The sequence below is a fragment of the Nakamurella leprariae genome, from assembly GCF_016918035.1.
GTDB classification, from domain to species: domain Bacteria; phylum Actinomycetota; class Actinomycetes; order Mycobacteriales; family Nakamurellaceae; genus Nakamurella; species Nakamurella leprariae.
In genome coordinates this window covers 53368-74812 of the sequence record NZ_JAERWK010000023.1, presented here as the reverse complement: position 1 = coordinate 74812, position 21445 = coordinate 53368, and the positions used below count along the sequence as shown (strand labels likewise).

Annotated in this window: 17 protein-coding genes; 7 read left to right on the top strand and 10 right to left on the bottom strand. The window is 72.0% G+C overall.

From position 1 onward, the window contains the following. Both JL106_RS17370 and JL106_RS17365 read left to right on the top strand, forming a co-directional pair. Window positions 1–2280, top strand: a complete 2280-nt coding sequence (locus JL106_RS17370) for an MMPL family transporter (RefSeq protein ID WP_205262022.1) — start codon at window positions 1–3, stop codon at window positions 2278–2280. 84 nt (window positions 2281–2364) lie between these two features. Then, a complete protein-coding gene (locus tag JL106_RS17365) occupies window positions 2365–4395 on the top strand; it encodes an insulinase family protein (RefSeq protein ID WP_205262021.1) in 2031 nt (676 codons plus the stop codon). Window positions 4396–4468: 73 nt separating this feature from the next. Here the strand turns inward: JL106_RS17365 and JL106_RS22220 are convergent, their stop codons facing one another. The 3 genes from JL106_RS22220 to JL106_RS21750 all read right to left on the bottom strand — a co-directional run bounded on the left by JL106_RS22220 (window position 4469) and on the right by JL106_RS21750 (window position 6840). Continuing rightward, on the bottom strand, window positions 4469–5485 hold the full coding sequence (locus tag JL106_RS22220) for a zinc-dependent alcohol dehydrogenase family protein (RefSeq protein WP_205262020.1): 1017 nt from the start codon (window positions 5483–5485) through the stop codon (window positions 4469–4471). Window positions 5486–5932: 447 nt separating this feature from the next. After that, window positions 5933–6709 carry an SDR family NAD(P)-dependent oxidoreductase gene (locus JL106_RS17355; protein WP_205262019.1) on the bottom strand — a complete coding sequence of 259 codons (777 nt, stop codon included), beginning with the start codon at window positions 6707–6709 and terminating at the stop codon, window positions 5933–5935. Further along, entirely contained in the window at window positions 6706–6840 is a 135-nt protein-coding gene (locus JL106_RS21750) for a hypothetical protein (RefSeq protein ID WP_268928269.1), read from the bottom strand. Before JL106_RS21750 ends, JL106_RS17355 begins: the two co-directional genes overlap by 4 nt. A 501-nt stretch (window positions 6841–7341) precedes the next feature. Between JL106_RS21750 and JL106_RS17350 the strand changes: the two genes are divergently transcribed. Continuing rightward, window positions 7342–7938 (top strand): TetR/AcrR family transcriptional regulator, encoded by a 597-nt coding sequence (locus JL106_RS17350; protein WP_205262018.1) that lies wholly within the window; start codon window positions 7342–7344, stop codon window positions 7936–7938. Between the two features lie 87 nt (window positions 7939–8025). On the opposite strand, the gene JL106_RS17345 is transcribed toward JL106_RS17350, so the two are convergent. From JL106_RS17345 to JL106_RS17330, 4 genes are all read right to left on the bottom strand, one after another. Continuing rightward, window positions 8026–8817, bottom strand: coding sequence for an SDR family NAD(P)-dependent oxidoreductase (locus JL106_RS17345; protein WP_205262017.1), 792 nt, complete (start codon window positions 8815–8817; stop codon window positions 8026–8028). A gap of 143 nt (window positions 8818–8960) precedes the next feature. Further along, entirely contained in the window at window positions 8961–10265 is a 1305-nt protein-coding gene (locus JL106_RS17340; protein WP_205262016.1) for a dihydrolipoamide acetyltransferase family protein, read from the bottom strand. Window position 10266: 1 nt separating this feature from the next. Beyond that, complete coding sequence (locus JL106_RS17335; protein ID WP_205262015.1) at window positions 10267–11262, bottom strand: alpha-ketoacid dehydrogenase subunit beta; 996 nt, start codon at window positions 11260–11262, stop codon at window positions 10267–10269. Window positions 11263–11273: 11 nt separating this feature from the next. Next, window positions 11274–12230, bottom strand: coding sequence for a thiamine pyrophosphate-dependent dehydrogenase E1 component subunit alpha (locus tag JL106_RS17330; RefSeq protein WP_205262014.1), 957 nt, complete (start codon window positions 12228–12230; stop codon window positions 11274–11276). A gap of 572 nt (window positions 12231–12802) precedes the next feature. On the opposite strand from JL106_RS17330, the gene JL106_RS17325 reads away from it, so the two are divergent. The 3 genes from JL106_RS17325 to JL106_RS17315 are packed head-to-tail and all read left to right on the top strand — an operon-like array spanning window position 12803 to window position 16368. Continuing rightward, window positions 12803–13999, top strand: coding sequence for an acyl-CoA dehydrogenase family protein (locus JL106_RS17325; RefSeq protein WP_205262013.1), 1197 nt, complete (start codon window positions 12803–12805; stop codon window positions 13997–13999). Then, on the top strand, window positions 13996–15120 hold the full coding sequence (locus JL106_RS17320; protein ID WP_205262012.1) for a phosphotransferase family protein: 1125 nt from the start codon (window positions 13996–13998) through the stop codon (window positions 15118–15120). The genes JL106_RS17325 and JL106_RS17320 overlap by 4 nt, the downstream gene beginning before the upstream one ends. A 51-nt stretch (window positions 15121–15171) precedes the next feature. Then, the gene (locus tag JL106_RS17315; RefSeq protein ID WP_205262011.1) at window positions 15172–16368 is read left to right on the top strand and encodes a thiolase family protein; all 1197 of its coding nucleotides are present in this window, start codon (window positions 15172–15174) and stop codon (window positions 16366–16368) included. A 104-nt stretch (window positions 16369–16472) separates the two neighbouring features. Here the strand turns inward: JL106_RS17315 and JL106_RS17310 are convergent, their stop codons facing one another. Next, complete coding sequence (locus tag JL106_RS17310) at window positions 16473–16940, bottom strand: nitroreductase/quinone reductase family protein (RefSeq protein ID WP_205262010.1); 468 nt, start codon at window positions 16938–16940, stop codon at window positions 16473–16475. Continuing rightward, window positions 16933–17724 (bottom strand): SDR family oxidoreductase, encoded by a 792-nt coding sequence (locus JL106_RS17305; RefSeq protein ID WP_205262009.1) that lies wholly within the window; start codon window positions 17722–17724, stop codon window positions 16933–16935. Before JL106_RS17305 ends, JL106_RS17310 begins: the two co-directional genes overlap by 8 nt. 105 nt (window positions 17725–17829) lie before the next feature. Here JL106_RS17305 and JL106_RS17300 point away from each other — a divergent pair, with 105 nt between their 5' ends. Further along, window positions 17830–18468 (top strand): TetR/AcrR family transcriptional regulator, encoded by a 639-nt coding sequence (locus tag JL106_RS17300; protein WP_205262008.1) that lies wholly within the window; start codon window positions 17830–17832, stop codon window positions 18466–18468. A 372-nt stretch (window positions 18469–18840) separates the two neighbouring features. Here the strand turns inward: JL106_RS17300 and JL106_RS17295 are convergent, their stop codons facing one another. After that, entirely contained in the window at window positions 18841–21333 is a 2493-nt protein-coding gene (locus JL106_RS17295; RefSeq protein WP_205262129.1) for an ATP-dependent DNA ligase, read from the bottom strand. Window positions 21334–21445: the final 112 nt, after the last annotated feature.

The following is a 21445-nucleotide window of genomic DNA, read 5'->3' as shown; positions in this document are numbered from 1 at the left end:
ATGACGACCGAGACCCCACCCGCCCCCGGCCGGCACGGGGCCCGCCGCGGCCGCGGCGTGCTGCGCGGCGCCGCCCTGCTGGCGGTGGTGGTGGCCTGGCTGGCCATCGCCGGCCTGGGTGGCCCGGCCATCGGGGCGCTGTCGTCGGTGCAGTCCAACGACCAGGAGTCGTTCCTGCCGGCCAACGCCGAGTCGGTGGAGGCGGCCGAGGCGGCGCGCGCGTTCTCCGACCGACCGTCGCTGCCCGCGTTCGTGGTGTTCAGCGTGGGAGGCACGGCGGACACCGACGGCCTGCCGGCCTCGCCGGAGCAGCTGACGTCGTGGAACGCCTTCGCCGGGTCGGTCGCCGCGATCGAGGTCGAGGGGGTCGGCACGGTCGGCCAGTTCCTGGTCGGGGGGGCCGCCGCGCCGCTCGTCCCGTCCGAGGACGGCCAGGCCGCCCTCCTGGTGCTGCCGTTGGACTCCGACCTGGTCAGCACCGCGGACGCCTCCGGGGAGCCGCCCCTGGACCGGATCGTCGATGAGGTGCGAGCGGCGGCCGTCGCCGCTGCGGCCGGGGCGAGCGCCCACGTGGCCGGCCCGGCCGGCCTGGTCTCCGACCTGGGCGCGGCATTCGCCGGCATCGACGGCGTGCTGCTGCTGGTCGCTCTCAGCGCGGTGCTGGTCATTCTGATCCTGATCTACCGGGCCATCGCGCTGCCGCTGGTGGTGCTGTTCACCTCGGTGAGCGGGCTGGCACTGGCCGGTGGTGTGGTCTACCTGCTCGCCCGCGAGGACGTGCTCGTCCTGAACGGTCAGAGCCAGGGGATCCTGTTCATCCTCACCGTCGGCGCCGCGACGGACTACGGCCTGCTGCTCGTGTCCCGGTACCGCGAGGAACTCACCCGGGTCACGTCCACCGCCACCGCCATGCGCCGGGCCTGGCGCTCCTGCCTGGAACCGGTGGCCGCCTCGGCCGGAACGGTGATCATCGGCCTGCTCTGCCTGCTGCTGTCCGACCTCAACTCGAACCGCTCGCTGGGGCCGGTCGGGGCCATCGGCATCGTCGCGGCGTTCCTGGCCGCGCTCACCCTGCTGCCGGCGCTGCTGCTGGCCGGACGGTGGCTGTTCTGGCCGCGGATCCCGCACCCGCCGGCCACTGCACGATCGGCCGAGGGTCGCCACGCCACCGACGCAGCCCGGCCGCACACCGCACAGCACGAGCGGCCCGCCCGGCGGGGCATCTGGGTGGTCATCGCGGACGTGGTCGGCCGGCATCCGCGGCGCACCTGGCTGATCACCGCCGGCGCGTTGGCCGTCGCGTGCCTGGCCGTGCCGACGTTCAAGGCGTCCGGCACCCCGCAGACCGACGTGTTCCTCACCGACGTCGACTCGATCGACGGCCAAGAGGCCCTGGTCGACCACTTCCCGGGTGGGTCCGGCGATCCGGTCGTGGTCATCGCCCCGGAGGCGGCGGGCGACGCCGTCGTGGAGACGCTGTCGAGCACACCCGGGGTGACCGCCGCGGGGCTGGTCGGCGAGGGCGGCCGGCCGGGTGGCCCACCGCTGGTGGTCGACGGACGGGTGCAGGTGCAGGCCACGCTGACCGACGCGGCCGACTCGCAGGCCGCCGAGGACACCATCCGCGCGGCCCGGGCCGCGCTGCATGCGTTGTCCGACGGCGAGCAGATCCTGGTCGGCGGGACCACCGCCACCCAGTACGACACCGTCACCACCGCCGAGCACGACCTGCGGCTGATCATCCCGGTCATCCTGGTCGCGGTGCTGCTGGTGCTCATCGTGCTGCTGCGGTCGCTGGTCGCGCCGCTCATCCTGATCGTGGCGACGGTGTTGTCGTTCGGCGCCGCGATGGGCGTCGGCGCGCTGGTCTTCAACCACTGGTGGGACTTCCCGGGCGCCGATCCGGCCGTGCCGCTGTTCGCGTTCGTGTTCCTGGTCGCGCTCGGGGTCGACTACTCGATCTTCCTGATGACGCGGGTGCGCGAGGAGGTCGCCGTGCACGGCCCGAACGAGGGTGTGCTGCGCGGCCTGCGGGTCACCGGCGGCGTCATCACCAGCGCCGGCGTGGTGCTGGCCGCCACCTTCGCCGCGCTGTTCGTCATCCCGATCCTGTTCCTGGCCCAGATCGCCTTCCTGGTCACCTTCGGCGTGCTGCTCGACACCCTGGTCGTCCGGACGCTGCTGGTGCCGGCGCTGGCGTCCGACCTGGGCCGGCGGACGTGGTGGCCGGTGACGCCGAAGCCGACCCGCCACCAGCGGGAGGTCGCCCGGATGCAGTGATACTCGTCACGTTCCACACCTACTCACAACGGTTCCTTCCCTACCGTGAGGGATTGAATCGCTGACGGTGGGGAAGGACGCACGGTGGCCGACGCCGACCAGCGCGACCTGCAGGACCCGTCCGACGCCGCACGCCGCTTCTCCGAGCTGCGGGACCGCGCGACGTCGACGTTCGGCGACGTCGCGCGACTGATGCGCGGCGACCTCAAGCTCATCGCCCGGCTGCTCGACTCGCAGGAACGGGTGCTCGCGCTGGCCTACGGCCGGCTGCAGGGTCGGGGCCGGATGGCCGGTCAGCTGCTGACGGCGACGGACCGCCGGGTGCTGCTGACCCAGCGCCGCACGCCGCTGGGCCGCGACTGGGTCACCGAGATCGGCTGGGACGCCATCCGTTCGGCGAGCGTGCACGGACCGGCCGGCGTGCTCACCACCGTCGACGACACCTGGGTGATGGACAAGGCGATGCCGCTGTCCGCCTTCACCACCATCGAGCGGGTCCGCGGGGACGGCAGTACGGGGGCCGGCGCGGGTCTGGTGGTCACCGCGGCCACCCCGCACGGCCCCGCGGCGACGCCCCTCGACGACGGACCTCTCGCCCGGTCCCCGATCACCGACCGCACCGTCGAGGACGGACCGGACGACGAGGTGGTGCACCGGACGGTCATCGACGGCGTCCCGGTGCACTGGTGCGAACGGCCCGGGCGACTGGAGGCCGACCTGCTGTTCGGCGTCGGCATGCGGGACGAGCCCTTCGTCCGCACCGGCATCACGCACCTGGTCGAGCACCTGGCCATGCAGCCGTTCACCCGGGTGCCGTACGCCTGCAACGCCTCGGTCCACCCCAGGCTCACGTCGTTCGAGGTGGCCAGCAGCCCTGACGTCGTGGTCCGCCACCTCGAGCAGGTGTGCCGGTCGCTGGCCGCCCTGGACCTGGGGGTACTGGAGCGCGAGCGGGCGGTGCTGCTGGCCGAGGAGTCCGGGTCGAACATCGGTGTGTTCGGCTGGTTGCCGCCGACCATCCGGTTCGGCAGCCAGGGACTCGGCCTGCTCGGCAACGTCCAGATCGCACCGCACCTCGCGACGGCCGAGGACGTCGAGGCCTGGGGCCGCCGCTGGTTCCACCGGGGCAACGCGGTGCTCGTGCTCAGTGGCCCGCCACCGGCCGGGTTGCGGCTGCCGCTGCCCGACGCGCCGGGGGACTGGGTTCCGGACGCCCACGCCACCGTCGAGAACCTGCCGGTGGTGGCGACGCCCACGCCGAGCGTCACCGAGGGTCCGCCGGACTCGATCCTGCTCACCGTCGCGGCCGGGTGGACCCCGGCGTTCGCGGCCGGATGGTCGGTGCTGGTGGATCGGTTGCTGCGGCGGCTGCGTCACGACCTCGGCCTGATCTACGAACTCGTGTCGTCGATCGAGCCGGTGGCCGGGGAGCGGGTACTGGCCACGGTCGCCGCCGAGGGGCCCGAGGCGCAGGCGCAACGGCTGGCCGACGAAGCCTGGCGGGTCGTCACCGAGCTGCGCGACCACGGCGTGACGGACGCCGAACTGGACCACCAGCGGGCCATCCTGCGGGAGGAACGCCACCACCCCGAGGTGCTGGCCGCCGGGGCCACCGACCAGGCGATCCGCGAGCTGGTGGGCAGCGCGCTCAGCCTGGGCCGCGACCCGTCCGCCACCGACCGTCTGCACCGGGACGACGTGTCCGCCGCGCTCCGCGCCGCCCTGCCGACCCTGGTCGTCGCGGTGCCCTCGGGCGTGGCGGTCCCCGACCTGCCCCGACTCGACCAGTCGGGTGGGGCGCTGGTGGACGGCACGACGTACGACCGGGCCCGCCTCGGCTCGGCCATGCCGCGCGGCTCACGCCTCATCGCGGGTCCGGACGGTCTGTCGGTCCGGACAGGCCACGACGACGACACGTGGGCGACCGTGCGGTACCCCGGCGTCGTCGGGCTCAAGCTCGAGCAGGTCGGCCCGGGCGACGAGATGCTGCTGCTGATGGCCGGTTCCGGGGTCTCGGTGGTGTTCCGGGCCAAGGACTGGCGGGGTGCCGCCGAGGTGGAGGCGGCGATCCGCCGTGCCGTCCCGGCGCACCTGCACTACCGGCTGCCGGGCTGACGGCGGGTCAGCGACGACTCGACCCCGGCCGCCGGACCTGCATCGGGCGACCGGGGTCGAGAGGACGTGTGTCTCAGCGGGTCAGGACGATCTTGCCGCCACGGCCGCCGCGCTCGGCGTGCTCGAGGGCGGCCCCCACGTCGGACAGCGAGTAGGTCTGCTCGACGGGGATGTCGAACTTGCCCGAGATGACCAGGTCGAACGCCTCGGTGAAGACCGCCCCGATCTGCTCCGAGGTCAGTGTGCGCATCGACCGCGGCGTCCAGTACCCCTCGAGCCGGATGTCGTTGAACACCACCAGCTCCGAGTCGATCTGGCACGGCTCACCGGACATCAGGCCGTAGTTCGACACGACCGCGCCGGCCTTCAGGCAGTGGGCCAGGCGGTTGGTGGCCGCACCCCCGACCGCGTCGACCCCGAGCACCGCCAGCTCGCCACCGGTGATCGCCTCGACCTGCTGCTGCAGATCGGGGCCGTCGATGACCACCGGACCGGTGAGCCGGCCGGCCACGCTGTCGGCCGCCTGCTGCGACCGGACCACGTTGACGACCTTGTGCCCACGCTCGTGGGCCACCGTGTCCAGGATCCGTCCGAACGCCGAGTTGCCGGCGTTCTGCACGATCCAGTCGCCGGGCTGCAGCTTCACGTGCTCCTCGAGCAGCAGGATCACCGCCTGCGGGTTCACCATGCCCAGGGCCAGCTGCACCTTGTCGGTGTCCGGCGGCAGCCGGATCGCGGTGGCGGCCGGGATGACCATGTAGTCCGACCACAGTCCGTCGACGCCGAGCAGGGCCACGGTCGTGCCCTCGGGCACGACGTCGGTGGCGCCGCCGACCACGGTGCCGACCCCCTCGATGCCCGCCTTGCGCGGCAGTGCCGGCTTGGACGGGCCGTACCCGTACCGGCCCTCGAACATCAGGATCTCGGCCGGGTTGATCGGCGCGGCCTCGAGGCGCACGAGCAGCTGCCCGTCCCGCGGCACCGGCACCGGCACGGTGTCGATCTCGGCGACCTCGGCCGGGCGGCCGTAGCGGCGCTGCACGACCTGGCGCATGGTGTCCGGGACGGTGTCGGGGACGGCTGCACTCACGAGGTCACTCCTGGTTGGCTGGGCGGGCGGGGAACTGCGCGTGATCCTGCCGGATCAGGCCGGGAACCAGCACCGGCCCCCGGTCCGTCAACGCTGACGGTCCGGGAGCCGGAGTCGGAGTGCGCCCGCGTCAGCGCAGGTCGCGCTCGGTGTCGGCGTCGGGGCTGACGCCGGCCGGCTCGGTCAGCTGAGCCGGGAATCCGGGGATGCCCTGAGCTGGCCGAGACACTGCCGATCTGGGCGGTGTCGAGGCCGAGATCGGCCGACCAGAACGGGTTCAGCAGGTTGAACTTCGCGGTGCGCACGAGGTGGGCGAGCCGGCCCGATGCTCACGCTCGCCCGACCGGAGGGCCGGCCACCGTCATCGGCGGCCGGTCGCGGTCACACGTGGTGGCGCCCCCCGAGAGGAAGCGCCCCGCGTCTGTGAGAGGTCGGTGACGGGATCGCTCAGATGGCGGTCGCGCCACCGTCGACGGGGATGATGACCCCGTTGACGTACGACGCCGCGTCCGAGGCGAGGAAGACTGCCACAGAGGCGATCTCGCTCGGCTGCGCGATGCGGCGCAGGGGGTTGCCGGCCCCGGCGGCGGCGCGCGCGGCGTCGTCCACCAGAGCCTGGTTGATCATCGGGGTGTCGACCCCGCCCGGGCAGATGCAGTTGACCCGGATGCCCTTGGGGCCCCAGTCGGCGGCCATGACGCGGGTCAAGGCGACCACCCCGCCCTTGGACGCGGTGTAGGCGTCTGCACCGGACAGCGCGACCAGGCCGTTGATCGAGGCATTGTTGATGATGACGCCGGCGCCCTGCTCGGCCATGACCGGCAGGGCGAACTTGCACCCCAGGGCTGGGCCCTTGAGGTTGATGGCGATGATGGCGTCCCAGTCGGCGACCGGGGTCTCCACCACGTTGGCCATCTTGAACCGGTTGGTCGAGCTGAAGCCGACGCCGGCGTTGTTGAAGAGCACGTCGAGCCGACCGAAGCGGGAGACGGCGGCGTCGATCATGCCCTTGACGGCACTCTCGTCGGCCACGTCCACGCCGACGGCGATCGCGTCGGCGCCCTTGTCCTGGAGTGCCTTGGCCTGCGCCTGGGCGCCGGCCTCGTTCCAGTCGGCGACGATGACCTTGGCCCCCTCGGCCGCGAACAGTTCGGTCGCGGCCAGGCCCTGCCCGCTGGCTCCGCCGGTGATGACGACGACCTTGGCGTCGAGTCCGGTGTTCATGGGGCTTCCTCCATCGTGACGACCACCGTCATGACATCGTCGGCGGCCAGTTGGGTTTCGAACGCCTCCTGGACAGAGGCCAGTTCGGAAGTCTCGGTGACCAGCGGCGCGGTGTCGACCGCTGCGCGCATGGTGTCCGCCCTGGACGAGAACCTCCGTTGGTTCGGAACCGGGATCCGACCGTCGGGTCGGTTGGGCGAAGTGAACTCCCGTTCCACGGTCACTGTCAAGGCCGAGGGCGTGTCGACCGACGTTCATCGGCCGACGAATTCCGGATCAGCGAGAGCAGCCAACTCGGTATGCCGTAAAGGGTTTCGCATCGAGGGTGCTGAGCCGTGCGAAGGACTCCAGGAGCCCCCGCGGTAGCCGCGCCCGTCCGCCCGGCCCGTCGCATCGCGGTCGCTGCAGCCCCGTCTGGGCCGCCCGCTCAGCGACCGTCCCGACCAGCGCAGACACATGCTGGTGTCGGCGGGTCACAGATGAGAACATGCACGGACGCGACGAGGCGGGTCCGGGGAACCACCCCCGAGGGCCGTCCGCCCCGGCACCGGAGCCGGTCGCGGGACGAGACCAGGGAAGGGGGAGACGTCATGCCGACTCGTGCACCGTCCACCCGATCGGCGCGACGACGGATGAGTCTCGACGACCGTCGCGCCGAGATCATCACGTCCGCTGCCGAGCTGTTCGACCGCATGGGGTACTCCAACACCACCATGGACGACATCGGCCGCACCGTCGGCATCGCGAAACCGACGCTCTACCATTATTTCTCAGGCAAAGACCAGATCCTGGCGTCCATCCACGAGGAGTTCATCGACCTGCTGCTGGAGAAGAACGAGCGCCGCCAGCAGGCCGGGCTGGCCCCCGAGCAGCGCCTGCTCGAGGTGATGGTCGACATCATGGAGCTGATGGAGACGCACCGGGGCCATGTCCGGGTCTTCTTCGAGCACCACCGCGAGTTGCCGGAGGCCGACCAACCGGCCATGCGGGACAAACGGGACCGGTACGAGGCGGCCGTCGCGCACGCCATCAAGCAGGGCACCGCGGACGGCACCTTCCGGGACACCGACCCCCGCCTGGCCGCACTGGCCCTGTTCGGCATGTGCAACTGGGCCTACCAGTGGTACCAGGCCAGCGGTCCCCTACGACCTCGCGAGATCGCCTATCAGTTCTGGGACATCTTCGTCCGGGGCATCGCGGCCCACCCGCGGGGCCAGACGGCCGGCTGAGCCCGGTCACCGACCGAGCCGACGACGGCCCGGGAACCGCCAGGTTCCCGGGCCGCCTGCCGCTGCCGATCGTGTTGCGGTCCGGTGTCAGTGGACCTCGATGCCGCCGTCGACGTTCAGCGCCTGACCGGTCACCAGGTTGGCGTCCGGCGACAGCAGGAAGCGCACCATCGCCGCGATGTCCTCCACCTTGGTCGGCCGCTGCAGCGGCGTCTGCGCCTTGACCGACGCCATGAACGCGTCGTGGTTGGACAGGCCGGCGTCCTTCATGGCCGGCACGTTCTCGGCCAGCCAGGCCCCGGTGACCTCCCACATGGGGGTCCAGACCAGCCCCGGGCAGATCGCGTTGACCGTGACGCCGTGCGGGCCGTAGACGCTGGCCATCGACTGGGTCAGCGAGATGACCGCCGCCTTCGAGGCGCAGTAGTCGGCCAGGGCCGCGCTGCCGCGCTTGCCGGCGATGCTGGCCATGTTCACGATCCGCCCGGACCCGCGCGGCGCCATCCGCTCGCCGACCGCGCGACCGAGCAGGAACGTCGCGGTCACGTTGATGTCGAAGGTGCGCTGCCACTGGGCCAGATCGAGCTCGGCGAAGACGGACATCAGACCGACGCCGGCCACGTTGATCAGCCCGTCGATCGGCGCCTCGTCGTCGATCTCGTCAGCCAGGGCCGGCAGCTTGTCCAGCTCCAGCAGATCGGCCACTCGGGTGGCCACGGTGCCCCGGCTCAGGGCGTCCAGCTCGGCGGCGGTGGCCTGCAGCTCGGCCTCCTTGCGATCCACCAGGACGAGGTTCTCGCCGTCCTCGGCGAGACGGGTGGCCACCGCCTTGCCGATGCCCTGGGCTGCTCCGGTGACCACGATTCGACGACCGCTCATCGGTGTTGGTGCTCGCATTCTTCTCGGTGGTGCATGGTGGCGGCTCCGCGGTCGCGGACCGCACGGTGTGGGCGCCGGCTCGTCGGGCCGGCGCGCCGCGACGCCCGAGCCGCGGTGCAGGACGGGCGTCGCGGACCGGTCGGTCAGCCGGGGACCGACGCCGCCTCGAGCTGCTCGGGATGGTCGAGCAGCTCCTTGAGAGCGGCGCAGAACCGGCCACCGGTGGCCCCGTCGACGATGCGGTGGTCGTAGCCCACAGCCACGCCCAGCAGCGGACGGACGACCACCTCACCGCCGGCGACGACCGGGGTGTCGACCGTCGCCCCGACGAAGACGATGGCCGACTGCGGGGCGGTGACCAACGGCATGCCGGTCTCCACCGCGCCCTGGCCCAGATTGGACAGGGTGATGGTCCCGGGCACCGCGTCCAGCGGCCCCCGGCCCGCCTGAGCGGCCGACACCGTCGCGGTGACCGCGGCGTTGATCTCGTCCAGGCCCAGGGTCTGCGTGCGGGGCACCACCGGGACCAGCAGGCCACGGTCGGTGTTGACCGCCAGCGAGACGTTGACGTCGTCGTAGACCGTGATCCCGCCGGACGTCCAGCTGGCGTTGACCTCGGGCACCGTGCCGGCCGCGCGGGCGATCGCGGCGACCAGGATGTCGGTGACGCCCACCGCCTGCCCCGCCGCCTTGCGCTGGGCGCGGAAGGTGAGCACCGCGGTGAGGTCGACCCGGAACTGCTGGACGAACTGCGGGATCTCCGACCAGCTGCGGGACAGGTTGTCCGCCATGGCCTTGCGCGCACCGGTGACCGGACGCTGTTCGCGCACGGCCACCCCGGGGAGGGCCGTCGCCGGACCGGACCCGGCCGCGGCGGACGAGCCGACGGCCCCCGACGAGGACAGGAAGGCGTCGATGTCCTCGACGGTGACCGCGCCGCGGGCCCCGGTGCCGGTCACCAGCGCCAGGTCGACGCCCCGCTCGGCCGCATAGGTCCGGACCTTGGGCAGCGCCCGGACCCGGCCTCCGGCCGGGGCCCCGGTCGTCGCGGCGGGAGCCGCGGGCAGCGGTGACCCCGACGGCTCCCGTCCGGCCAGCGCGGCCGGGCCCTCGGCCCCGCCGGGTGCGAACTCGGGCGGCTCGGTCGGCCCGGCCTCACCCGAGGACTCCTCGGCGATCGCGGCGTCGATCTGCTCGGCCGTCAACGTCTCCCCGGGATCGGCGACCACCGCGAGCAGGGCGCCGACGGGCAGGTCCTCCCCCGTCGGCGCGACGATCCGCGCCATGGTGCCGGGTACCCGGGCCTCGACCTCGACGGTGTTCTTCTGAGTCTCCACCTCGTACAACGGGTCGCCGGCGGTGAACGCGTCGCCCTCCTGCTGCATCCAGGACACGATGATCCCGGACTCCATGGTGTAGCCCTGCTGGGACAGATGGATCAGGTGCATGTCAGCCCACGAGCTCCTTGACGGCCAGATGGATGTCGGCCGGCGTGGGCATGACCAGCGCCTCGAGGGCCGGGTTCTGCGGGATCGGCACGTCCATCGCCCCGATCCGCTTGATCGGTCCCTCGAGCAGGTCGATGACGTTCTCGGCGATCACGGCCGAGATCTCCGAGGCCCCACCGCCGGTCCGCGGCGCCTCCTGGGCGATGACCACGCGGCCGGTCTTCTCGATCGAGGCGAAGATCGCGTCGGTGTCCAGCGGGCGCAGGCCCCGGGTGTCCAGCACCTCGACGCTGGTGCCGTCGGTGGCGGCGAGATCGGCGGCGGCCAGCGCCCAGTGCACCGCCCGGCCCCACGCGATCACCGTGACATCGGTGCCCTCACGCTTGATGTCGGCCTTGCCGATCGGCACCACGAAGTCCGGGTCGTCCGGCACGGCGCCGCGGGTCGCGTAGAGCGCCTTGTGCTCGAAGAATCCGACCGGGTTGTCGTCCCGGATGGCCGCCTTGAGCAGGCCCTTGGCGTCGGCCGGGGTGGACGGCACCACGATGTGGGCGCCGGGGTAGCTCAGCATCAGGGCCTCCGGGCACAACGAGTGTTCGGCCCCGCCGCCGCCGGTCGCGCCCTCGGGCATGCGCAGCACCATCGGCACGCGGAACTGGCCGCCGTGCATGTAGCGCCACTTGCTCATCTTGGACAACGTCTCGTCGGCGGCGTTGACGATGAAGTCGGCGAACTGCAGCTCGGCCACCGGTCGCAGGCCGGTGATGGCCAGGCCGACAGCGCCGCCCACGATGAACATCTCGGAGATCGGGGTGTCGATGACCCGGTCGGCGCCGTACTTCTCGTAGAGGCCGGGAGTGGCGCCGAAGATGCCGCCCATCCGGCCGACGTCCTCGCCGAGGACGACGACCCGCTCGTCCCGGGCCATCTCCTCGTCGAGGGCCTCGGTGATCGCGCGGCTGTAGGTGATCGTGCGAGCACCTGACGATGCAGTCATGTGGAGGCTCCTCAGACGTAGAGGTACTCGGTCAGGACATCGGCGGTCGGCTTGGCTCCGGCGAGCGCCTGCTCCCGGGCCGCCTCGACCTGCTCGATGGCCTCGGCCTCGATGGCGGACAACTGCTCCTCGGTGGCCTCGCCGCTCTCCTTGAGCGCGGCGCGGGCCCAGACGATCGGGTCGCGGGTGGCGCTGGTCGACCGCTCGGCCGCCTCCCGGTACGCCTGCGGGTCGCCCAGGTAGTGACCGAGCAGGCGCACCGTCTTGACCTCGATGAGGGTCGGACCGCCTCCGTTCCGGGCGCGTTCCACCGCCTCGACCGCGACATCGTGGACCTCGAAAGGGTTCTGGCCGTCGACGGCCACCCCGGGGAAGCCGTAGCCGTTGGCCCGGTCGACGAAGGCACCGCCGGTGGAGTACTCGGTGGGGACGGACACGGCCCACCCGTTGTTCTGCACCACGAACACCAACGGCAGCTTCCAGGCACCGGCGGCGTTGGCCGCCTCGTGGAAGGTGCCGCGGTTGGCGGCGCCGTCCCCGAAGAAGCACATGGTGACCTGGTCGGTCTTGCGGATCTTGGCCGACAGGGCGGCACCGGCGGCGATCAGCTGGCTGCCGCCCAGGGTCCCGGACTGACCGAGCACTCCGCGGTCGGGGTCGGCGACGTGCACGATGCCGGCGCCGTAGCCGCGGGTGGTGCCGAGCTCGTTGCCCAGGAAGTCGCCGAACAGACCGACCAGGGGCACGCCCTTGGCGATGATGTGCGCCATGCCGCGATGGTCGTAGAGCAGGTAGTCGCTCTCCCGCAGCGCCATGGTGCAGGCCACCTCGGAGCCCTCCGAACCGCGGCCGGGGTGGTAGCTGGCCGGGGCGAGGTTCTCGTCGATCAGTCGCATGAGCGCCTGTTCCCAGCTCTGGGCCAGGACCATGGTCCGGTAGATGTCGAGTTTGGTCTTCGGATCGGTCATGTCATCTCTCCGTGCGGACGTCGCCGTCGAGTCGGGTGGAGTTGACCGGCGCGCACCGCCGTTGGAGCGCGCGTCGGAGCCGTGATCTCCCTACTCTGCCGCCTGATCACCGTGGCCGCTCACCGGGCCCCGTCGGACCCGACTCCGTGCCCGACGCATCGACCGACCAGTCGGTAACTCGCAGCCTGTGACGACCGCCACGTCCAGGCGGCGCCAGTCATCGGTTTCAGCCACAGAACTTGGAGGGACGTGCGCTCGTGCAAGCCGGTGTTCGACCCGCGGCCTCGGTTCTTGCCTGCACCAGCGCACCGGCGTCCGCAGGACAGAGCCTCAGCCGACCAGTCGGTCGGTGAACGTCTCCTCCACGTGATGACCTGGTCTCGACGCACGGTCATCCGCCATGCTGGGCCTGGCAGCGACGCCAGGCGGGGATGTACGGCACCCGGCCGAGGATGCAGACAGGAGCACAACACCGTGGTTGACCGTCGTGACGGAGGCTCGGGGCTGTCCCGGGCCGTGCCGACCCCGACTTCCGGCGGTCTGTCCGCCGTCCGCGTGGCCGGTGATCGGCGATGAGCGTGGACCTCACCCTCGACCCGCGCATCGAAGACCTCAAGCAGCGCACCCGGTCCTTCATCGACGAGCACGTCATCCCGGCCGAGTCGGAGATCGACGCCCACGGCGCCGGCCTGGCCGACGACCGGCTCGCGGCCCTGCGCACGGTGGCCCGTCGGGCCGGGATCTTCGCGCCGACCGCTCCGGAGGAGTTCGGCGGTCTGGCCCTCGACCACCGCGACCAGTCGGTGGTGCTGGAGGAGTCCGGCCGCAGCGTGCTCGGTCCGGCCGTGCTGAACTGCGCCGCCCCGGACGAGGGCAACATCCTGCTGCTGGACAAGAAGACCACCCCCCAGCAGCGGGAGCAGTACCTCGCCCCGCTGGCCCGCGGTGAGGTCCGGTCGGCGTTCTCGATGACCGAACCGTCCCCGGGCGCCGGGGCCGACCCGGAGATGCTGGCCACCACCGCGACCAAGGTGGACGGAGGCTGGCGGATCGACGGCCGCAAGTGGCTGATCACCGGGGCCGACGGCGCCGCGTTCTTCATCACCATGGCCCGGACGTCCGAGCGGGCGGCCACCATGTTCCTGGTCGACGCAGGCCACCCTGGGATGACGATCTCGCGCCACGTCACCACCCTGGACAGCGGATTCGCCGGCGGCCACGGCGAGCTGATCTACGACCACTGCGTCGTCCCGGACTCCGCGGTGCTGGGCCGGGTCGACGAGGGGTTCGCCGACGCCCAGGTGCGCCTCGGGCCGGCCCGGCTCACCCATTGCATGCGCTGGTTGGGTGCCGCCCGGCGGGCGCACGAGGTGGCCGTCGCCTACGCCACCGCCCGCCCGATGTTCGGCGGGCGGCTGGCCGACCAGGGCATGGCCCAGGAGAAGATCGCGGACAACGAGATCGACATCCAGGCCAGCCGGCTGATGATCTGGAACGCCGCCGCGGTGCTCGACCGGCACGAGCCGGCCCGGCAGGAGACCTCGACGGCCAAGGTGTTCGTGGCCGAGGCCGTCAACCGGATCGTCGACCGCAGCGTGCAGCTCTGCGGCGGCTACGGCGTCTCGTACGACTCGCCGCTGCCGCACATCCTGCGCGAGGTCCGACCGTTCCGGATCTACGACGGTCCCAGCGAGGTGCACCGCCGCGCAATCTCGCGTCGCGCGGTCCGTCGTTCGGAGAGCGGCTCGCTGCCGGGCGACTACTCATGAGCGCCGAGACCAGCGCCGAGACGGAGTCCGACCGGACCACCGAAGGGCCGACCGCCTCGGCGTCCGACCTCGATGTCGCCGCCCTGACCCGGTACCTCGACGGCAGGCTGCCAGGCTTCGACGCAGCCGAGCCACTGCAGGTCGACCTGCTGGCGGGGGGCCGGTCCAACCTGACCTTCCGCATCCGCCAGTCCGGCGGCGACTGGGCGCTGCGCCGCCCGCCGCTCGGGCACGTGATGGCGTCGGCGCACGACATGGGCCGGGAGTACCGGGTGCAGTCCGGGCTCAACATGGTCGACTTCCCGGCGCCGACCATGCGACTGCTGTGCACCGACCACGAGGTGCTCGGCGCCGACTTCTACGTCATGGACTTCGTCACCGGCCGGGTGCTGTCCACCGCCGAGGACACCGCGGCGCTCACGCCGGAGCAGCGTCGGACGCTGAGCGCCCACCACCTGGACACCCTGACCCAGCTGCACGGGTTGGATCTGACGGCGGCCGGGCTGGACCAGCTGGGCAAGCCGACCGGGTACGTCCGGCGGCAGATCCGCCGCTGGACCGGGCAGTGGGAGACCACCAAGACCCGTGAACTGCCCGCGCTGGGCGAGTTGGCCGGTTGGCTGACCGACCGGGGCCCGAAGGTGCCGGATCTGGGCGCGACGCTGGTGCACGGCGACTTCCGGATGGACAACATGGTGGTGGATCCCGCGACCTACCGGCCGATCGCGGTGCTCGACTGGGAGATGTCCACGCTGGGTGACCCCATCGCCGACCTGGCCGTGGTCCTCGTCTACTGGACCGAGCCCGGGGACAGGCTGCGCCGGGATCTGCCGGTCAGCCCGGACGTCACCACGGCGCCCGGCTTCTTCACCCGTGACGAGGTGGCCGAGTACTACGCGAGGGTCACCGGTCGTGACCTGTCGCAGCTGGACTTCCACGTGGCGCTGGCCTGCTTCAAGCTGGCCGTCATCATGGAGTCGATCCGGTACCGGATCCTGGCGGGGATGCAGCGTGGCATCTCCGCGTCGGACGCCGACGAGATGGGACGGGCGACCGAGGCGTTGATCGAGATCGGGCTGCGGGCCACCCGCATCGGCGGTGTCGCGGCACTGGGTTCCTGAGCTGGGGGGTCCGCACCTCCGGTCGAGATCGTCAGTCAGAGAGGGAACATCGTGGTTGCTGCACCGAACACCGATCCGATCGTGCTGGTCGACGGCGCGCGGACGCCGGTCGGCTCGTACGGCGGGGCGTTCAAGGACGTCGACGCCCACCAGCTGGGCGCGCTCGCGGTGAAGGGCGCCCTGGAGCGCTCCGGGGTCTCTCCCGAGCAGGTCCAGGAAGTCGTCATGGGCTGCATCGGCCAGGTCGGCAAGGACGGGTACAACGCCCGCCGCGTCGCCATCGCCGCCGGCCTGCCCACCCGCACCCCGGCGTTCAACGTCAACCGGCTCTGCGGCTCCGGCCTGCAGGCCATCTGGTCCGCCGCCCAGGAACTGCGCTGGGGCACCATCGACCTCGCCGTCGCCGGCGGCAACGAGAACATGTCCCGGATGCCGTTCCTGGACTTCGCCGCCCGCAGCGGCAACCGACTCGGCGACCGGGTGCTGGTCGACGGCACCGTGGCCATGCTGACCGACCCGTTCCACGACATGCACATGGGTCGCACCGCCGAGGCCGTCGCCCGCAAGTACGAGGTGTCGCGGGTCGAGCAGGACGAGTTCGCGCTGCAGAGTCAGCAGCGGGCCGCGTCGGCGAAGGCCAAGGCCGCCTTCGCGGAGGAGATCGTCCCGGTGGAGACCGGCGGTCGGAAGAGCCGCACCGTCACCGAGGACGAACACCCCCGCCCGGACACCACCCTGGAGATCCTGGGCAAGCTCCGACCGGTGTTCGAGGCCGACGGCACCGTCACCGCCGGCAATGCCTCCGGGATCAACGACGGCGGGGCGGCCATGGTCGTCACCCGCGAGTCGGTGGCCAAGGACCTCGGCCTGGCTCCGCTCGCGGTGTTGGAGGCGGTCACCACCGCGGCCATGGAACCCGAGCTCATGGGGTACGCCCCGGTGCTGGCGCTCGATGCGCTGGCCGAGCGCACCGGGCTGGCCATGCACGACGTCGACACCATCGAGCTCAACGAAGCGTTCGCCTCCCAGGCCGTCGCGGTCATCCGGGACGCCAAGCTCGACCCGGAGAAGACCAACCCCTACGGCGGCGCCATCGCCCTGGGACACCCGGTCGGCGCCACCGCCGCCATCCTGACCCTGCGCGCCGCCAAGGACCTGGCCCGCCGGGATCTGGAGACCGCCGTGGTCACCATGTGCATCGGCGGCGGCCAGGCCCTGGCCGCCCTGCTGCGCCGCTACCAGGGCTGACCGTCCACCTGCTCGACGCGCGCTGACATCGACACCGGACGGCCGGTCCCGGACACGCGGGACCGGCCGTCCGGCGTTCCCGGTGCGGCACGGCGGCCGGTCGATCACCGTCCGGGCAGCAGCGACGGGTCGTCCAGGTCGATCCGGACCAGCGGACTGCCGGCGATCCAGTCGTCCGCGTCGCCGACGATGTTCTGCACTCCTCCACGATCGGCCGGATGCCGGAGCCCGTCGACGATCTCCCGCAGCACTCGCGCTCGTTCGCCCGGCTCGGTGATGGGCACGCCGCTGGCGGTCAGATCCGCGCTCACACCGTGCTTCAGGTGGATGACGATCCGCGGATGCGCCAGCACGTTGGCGTACCAGTCGCGCCGGGCGGGAGCCGTGGACAGGTAGAGCTCGTCTCCCGCTCGGTAGAACCAGATCTCGATCCGGTGGGCCCGCCCGGATCGGGCCCCGGTCGTCGTGAGGTCGATCGTCCGGGCCTGCGCGCTGGAGGACCGGTCGATGGCCAGGGCCGCCCGGATGGCCGAGAGGTCGGCCCGGGCAGCAGACGCCTGGCCCTCACGCATCGATCGACTCCGATGCCGGCAACGCCGGCCCCAGCAGCAGGCCGCCGTCGACCACGAACTCCGAGCCCGTCACGAAGCTCGCCTCCCGAGAGGTCAGCCACAACAGCATGGCGGTGACCTCGCGGGGCTCGGCCACGCGCGGCACGGCGAAGGCGTCGGGCGAGTAGGCCTCGGCGATCGTGACGTCGGACCCCGGGACCGGGTCGTTGATGAACGGGGTCGAGACGACGCCCGGGTGCACCGAGTTGACCCGGATCCCGTCGCGTCCGAGTTCCAGTGCGGCGGTCCGGGTCAGGCCGCGGACCGCCCACTTGGAGGCGGTGTACGGCGCGAAGCAGGCGGTGCCGACATTGGCCATGGTGGAGACCACATTGACGATCGACCCGCCGCCGGCCCGCCGCAACGACGGGCTGACGGCCCGGATGCCCAGGAACGGGCCGGTGGTGTTGACGGCCAGGGCGGACGACCAGGCCGCGAGGTCGGTGTGCTCGATGGGCGCCGGTGGCGTCTGTACCCCGGCGTTGTTGATCAGGACGGTCACCGGGCCGAAGGTGGTCTCGGCGACCTCGACGGCGCGACGCCACTGCTCGGCGTCGGTCACGTCGAGGTACACGAACTGCGCCCTCGCGCCGAGCTCAGCGGCCAGGGCCCGTCCAGGACCGTCGCGCCGGCCGGCGATCACCACGCGGGCGCCCTCGGCGTGGTAGCCGCGGACGTGGGACGCACCCATGCCGCCGGTGGCGCCGGTGATCAGGACGACATCCTGCGCGTGTCGCTCGTGCATGCGGATCCTCTCGCCGATGGTGAGTCGGTCGACTCACCTCACCGGTCGAGCATGGCGGCCCACGTGTGGTGAGTCAAGTGTCTCACCATTGGGTACCCTCGACGGATGCCCGGCGCCTCCTCGTTCCACCAGCAGGTCGCTGCCGACAAGCGCGCGGCGATCCTGACCGCCGCCACGGCGCTCTTCGGCGAGCAGGGGTACGGCCGCACGTCGCTGGCCCAGATCGCCACGGCCGCCCAGGTCTCCAAGGCGACGCTGTTCAAGCAGTTCCCCACCAAGAGCCACGTCTTCGATGCGATCGTCGACGAGGTGTGGGGCCGGTCGACTGAGCCCACCGCACCGACCGACCCCGCGGACCCACGGACCGGCCTGCGCGCGCTCGGCACCGAGTACGCGGAACTGCTGAGCCGGCCGGGCATGGCCGGCCTGTTCCGCCTGGTCATCGCGGAGGCACCGTCGTTCCCCGAGCTGGGGCGTCGACAGTTCGACCTCGGCAAGCTGCCGTTCTTCGACGAGGTGTGCCGCTACTTCCAGGCTGCGGCCGCGGCCGGATCGCTGCACGTGCAGGACCCGACGATGGCGACCACCCAGATGCTCGGCATGATCTCCAACTTCGTGCTCTGGCCCCGGATGTTCCTGATCGACTGGGCTCCGGACGGCGAGTCCGTCGCCGGCGCGGTCGAGGAGGCGGTGCTCACCGTCCTCGCCCGCTACGGGGTGCCTGACCGTCCGGCGTCCGACTGAGCGGCCGTCCGGCGGTCCTGGTTCAGTCGCCGGGCACCTCGAACGGTGCCGGCTCGTGGTCGTGCACGATCAGCCACCGACTCGTCCGTGTTCATGAGTGCGCCGGCAGACCAACGTGGCCCGTACCCACACGTCGACCTCGCCGCCGCCGTGGTGTCGTCACTCATCTCGTCTCCCTGGTGTCGTCGTGCATCCCAGGTCCGACCGGAACGATCCGTCGCCTCATCGGTGATGACCGCAAGTCCGCGGCGTCGCCACCACCTCGGACGCTCCGTCGGAGCGGGTCGCCAGCGCCGTGGTCACCGGCAACACCTCGGTGCGGACACGCGACCAAGGCCTGCAGGACCCGTCCGATCCGCAGGACTGAGCGGCTCACTCCAGCCGGACGTCCTGGGGCCGTTTGTCCGGCCGCAGCCCGCGCCAACTCGCGGCCCGGACGTGGTCGTCGTGCGTCCACTCGGTGAAGACGATCTCGCCGACCAGCTCCGGCTCGACCCACACCGCACCCCGGGCCTCGGCCCGCGGCACCGTCCCGACCACCGCGCTGGTCGGGGTGCGCAGCTCGTCCAGCCGCCGGAACAGGTCGTCCAGGATGGCGTCGGTGAAGCCGGTGCCGACCTTGCCGGCGTACCGCAGCCTGCCGTCGTCGGCCGGTACGGCCAGCAGCAGCGAGCCGATGGTGCCGGCGCGGCGGCCGTTCCCGGGCTTCCAGCCGACCAGCACCACCTCCTGGGTGCGCTGGTGCTTGAGCTTGATCCAGCTACCCGAGCGCTTGCCAGGCTGGTAGACCGACGTGGCCCGCTTGGCCACCACGCCCTCCCAGCCCAGTTCGTCGGTGGCGTCCAGCGCCTCCTGGACCGTCCCGGTCAGCGCCTCCGGCACCCGCACCCGATCGCCGTGCAGCGGTAGCGCCTGCAGCAGCTGGCGTCTCGTGTCGTAGCCGCGATGGAGCAGCGAGATCCCGTCCACGTAGAGCACATCGAAGGCCAAGTACGTCACCGGGACGGCGTCCACCATCGTGCGCACCTCGGCCGGGCGGACCAGGTTCATCCGCTGCTGCAGCAGCCCGAAGTCGGTGCGGCCGGCCCCGTCCCCCGACGGTCCTGCAGCGGTGGCGTAGGCGACGATCTCGCCGTCCAGCACGACGCTGTGCCCGTCGAGCAGCTCGGCCAGCTCGGCGAGTTCCGGGTAGCCGGCGGTGATGTCCCGGCCGGTGCGGCTGCGCAGCTCGAACACGTCCGGGCCGACCCGGGCGATCGCCCGGATGCCGTCCCACTTGCCCTCGAACCGCCAGTCCGCGTCCTTCGCCAGCGCGGCGACCGACCCGGCACTGGCGGCCATGGGCTCGATGCCGGTCGGGGGCGGTTCGAGTGCGGCGGCGTCGGGCTCCGTCCTCGCCCTGCGGGTGGCGCGGCGAGCGGGCTCCGGTGACGACGCCGCCGGGGAGGCGCCGGTCTTGGGCGGGGTCTGATCGGCCATCAGGTGGGCCAACCAGTTGTCGCCTCCGGTGCGGATGAACGCGTACCGGCCCTTGGTGCGCGCGCCGTCGAACCAGACGATCACCTCGTCGTCGCGCCACTTGTCGGTGACGTAGTGGCCGCTGTCCCAGATGCTCATCCGGCCGCCGCCGTACTCGCCCTTCGGGATGGTCCCGGAGAAGGTGGCGTACTCCAGCGGGTGGTCCTCGGTGTGCACGGCCAGCCGGTTCTGCCCTTGGTCGGTGGGCAGGTTCTTGGGCACCGCCCAGCTGACCAGCACCCCGCCCCGCTCCAGCCGCACGTCGTAGTGCAGCCGGGTGGCGTGGTGCTCCTGGATGACGAAGGTGTCGTTGCCACCCACCGGCAGGGCAGCCGCCGCCGGCACCGGTTCCGGGGTGCGGTCGGCCGACCGCTTGGCCCGGTAGGCGGCCAGCTTGTCCTGCTCCGCGGTCGCGGCCGCTGCCGCCGCGGCTGACACCCGCGTCCGCGAGCCGCTGCTCGACCGGCGGGCAGGGGCCTGCTCGGCGGACAGCTGGGCCATCGGGTCGGCGCCACCGGACTCGCGCAGCCGGGCCAGCACCTCATGCATGTCCAGGTGCCGCAACTCCGGGTCGTCCAGCTCGTCCCAGTCCCGCGGTGCGGCGGCGGTCGGCGTCTCCCGACCGCGCAACGAGTACGGCGCGATCGTCGTCTTGTTGCCGTTGTTCTGCGACCAGTCGATGAAGACCTTGCCGGTGCGCAGCGCCTTGGTCATCCGCGACACCACCAGGTCGGGCAGGTCGCCCTCCACCGCCTCGGCCATGGCCCTGGCCCACTCCGACGCCTGCTGCGAGGTCAGCGTGCCGTCCAGGGCCAGGTACAGGTGCAACCCCTTCGAGCCGCTGGTGACCGGCACGACCGGCAAGCGGACCCCACTGGACCACAACCGGTCCCGCACCCGCCGGGCCACCTCGGCGCACTCGGCCAGGCCCACCCCGGGTCCCGGATCGAGGTCGAAGACCAGCCGGTCCGGATGCCGCGGCGTCCCGGCATCGTCGAACCGCCACTGCGGGACGTGCAGCTCCAGCGCCGCGTTCTGCGCCAACCAGGCCAGCGTCGAGGCGTGGTCCACCACCGGGTAGTGGTTGGTGCCGGACGTGTGTTCGATGGACTCCTGCCGCACCCACGTCGGCGTCGAGGCGTCGGTGTTCTTCTGGAAGAACGGCTGCGAGCGGACCCCGTCCGGCCAGCGCTTGCGGGTGCACGGTCGGCCGGCCAACAACGGCACCATGACCGGCGCCACCTCGGCGAAGTAGCCGATCACCTCGGCCTTGGTCGTGCCCGTGTCCGGGTACAGCACCTTGCCCAGGTTGGTCAGCTTGAAGCGGTGGCCGTCCAGCTCGACCATGCCGCCGTCGGTCTCCGACGTGCGTGCGGAACGTGCCGGCACCCGTCCTCCCCTCCCCGTCCCTCGCCCGGTGGCCACCGGATCGGGTACGGCCCCTCGCCATCGCCCCCCT

Coding starts and splice junctions, on each gene's coding strand:
- JL106_RS17370 (WP_205262022.1), top strand. CDS start 1: ATGACGACCGAGACCCCACCCGCCCCCGGCCGGCACGGGGCCCGCCGC.
- JL106_RS17355 (WP_205262019.1), bottom strand. CDS start 6,709: ATGAACACCGGACTCGACGCCAAGGTCGTCGTCATCACCGGCGGAGCC.
- JL106_RS21750 (WP_268928269.1), bottom strand. CDS start 6,840: ATGCGCGCAGCGGTCGACACCGCGCCGCTGGTCACCGAGACTTCCGAA.
- JL106_RS17350 (WP_205262018.1), top strand. CDS start 7,342: ATGAGTCTCGACGACCGTCGCGCCGAGATCATCACGTCCGCTGCCGAG.
- JL106_RS17345 (WP_205262017.1), bottom strand. CDS start 8,817: ATGAGCGGTCGTCGAATCGTGGTCACCGGAGCAGCCCAGGGCATCGGC.
- JL106_RS17340 (WP_205262016.1), bottom strand. CDS start 10,265: ATGCACCTGATCCATCTGTCCCAGCAGGGCTACACCATGGAGTCCGGG.
- JL106_RS17335 (WP_205262015.1), bottom strand. CDS start 11,262: ATGACTGCATCGTCAGGTGCTCGCACGATCACCTACAGCCGCGCGATC.
- JL106_RS17330 (WP_205262014.1), bottom strand. CDS start 12,230: ATGACCGATCCGAAGACCAAACTCGACATCTACCGGACCATGGTCCTG.
- JL106_RS17325 (WP_205262013.1), top strand. CDS start 12,803: ATGAGCGTGGACCTCACCCTCGACCCGCGCATCGAAGACCTCAAGCAG.
- JL106_RS17320 (WP_205262012.1), top strand. CDS start 13,996: ATGAGCGCCGAGACCAGCGCCGAGACGGAGTCCGACCGGACCACCGAA.
- JL106_RS17310 (WP_205262010.1), bottom strand. CDS start 16,940: ATGCGTGAGGGCCAGGCGTCTGCTGCCCGGGCCGACCTCTCGGCCATC.
- JL106_RS17305 (WP_205262009.1), bottom strand. CDS start 17,724: ATGCACGAGCGACACGCGCAGGATGTCGTCCTGATCACCGGCGCCACC.
- JL106_RS17300 (WP_205262008.1), top strand. CDS start 17,830: ATGCCCGGCGCCTCCTCGTTCCACCAGCAGGTCGCTGCCGACAAGCGC.
- JL106_RS17295 (WP_205262129.1), bottom strand. CDS start 21,333: ATGGTCGAGCTGGACGGCCACCGCTTCAAGCTGACCAACCTGGGCAAG.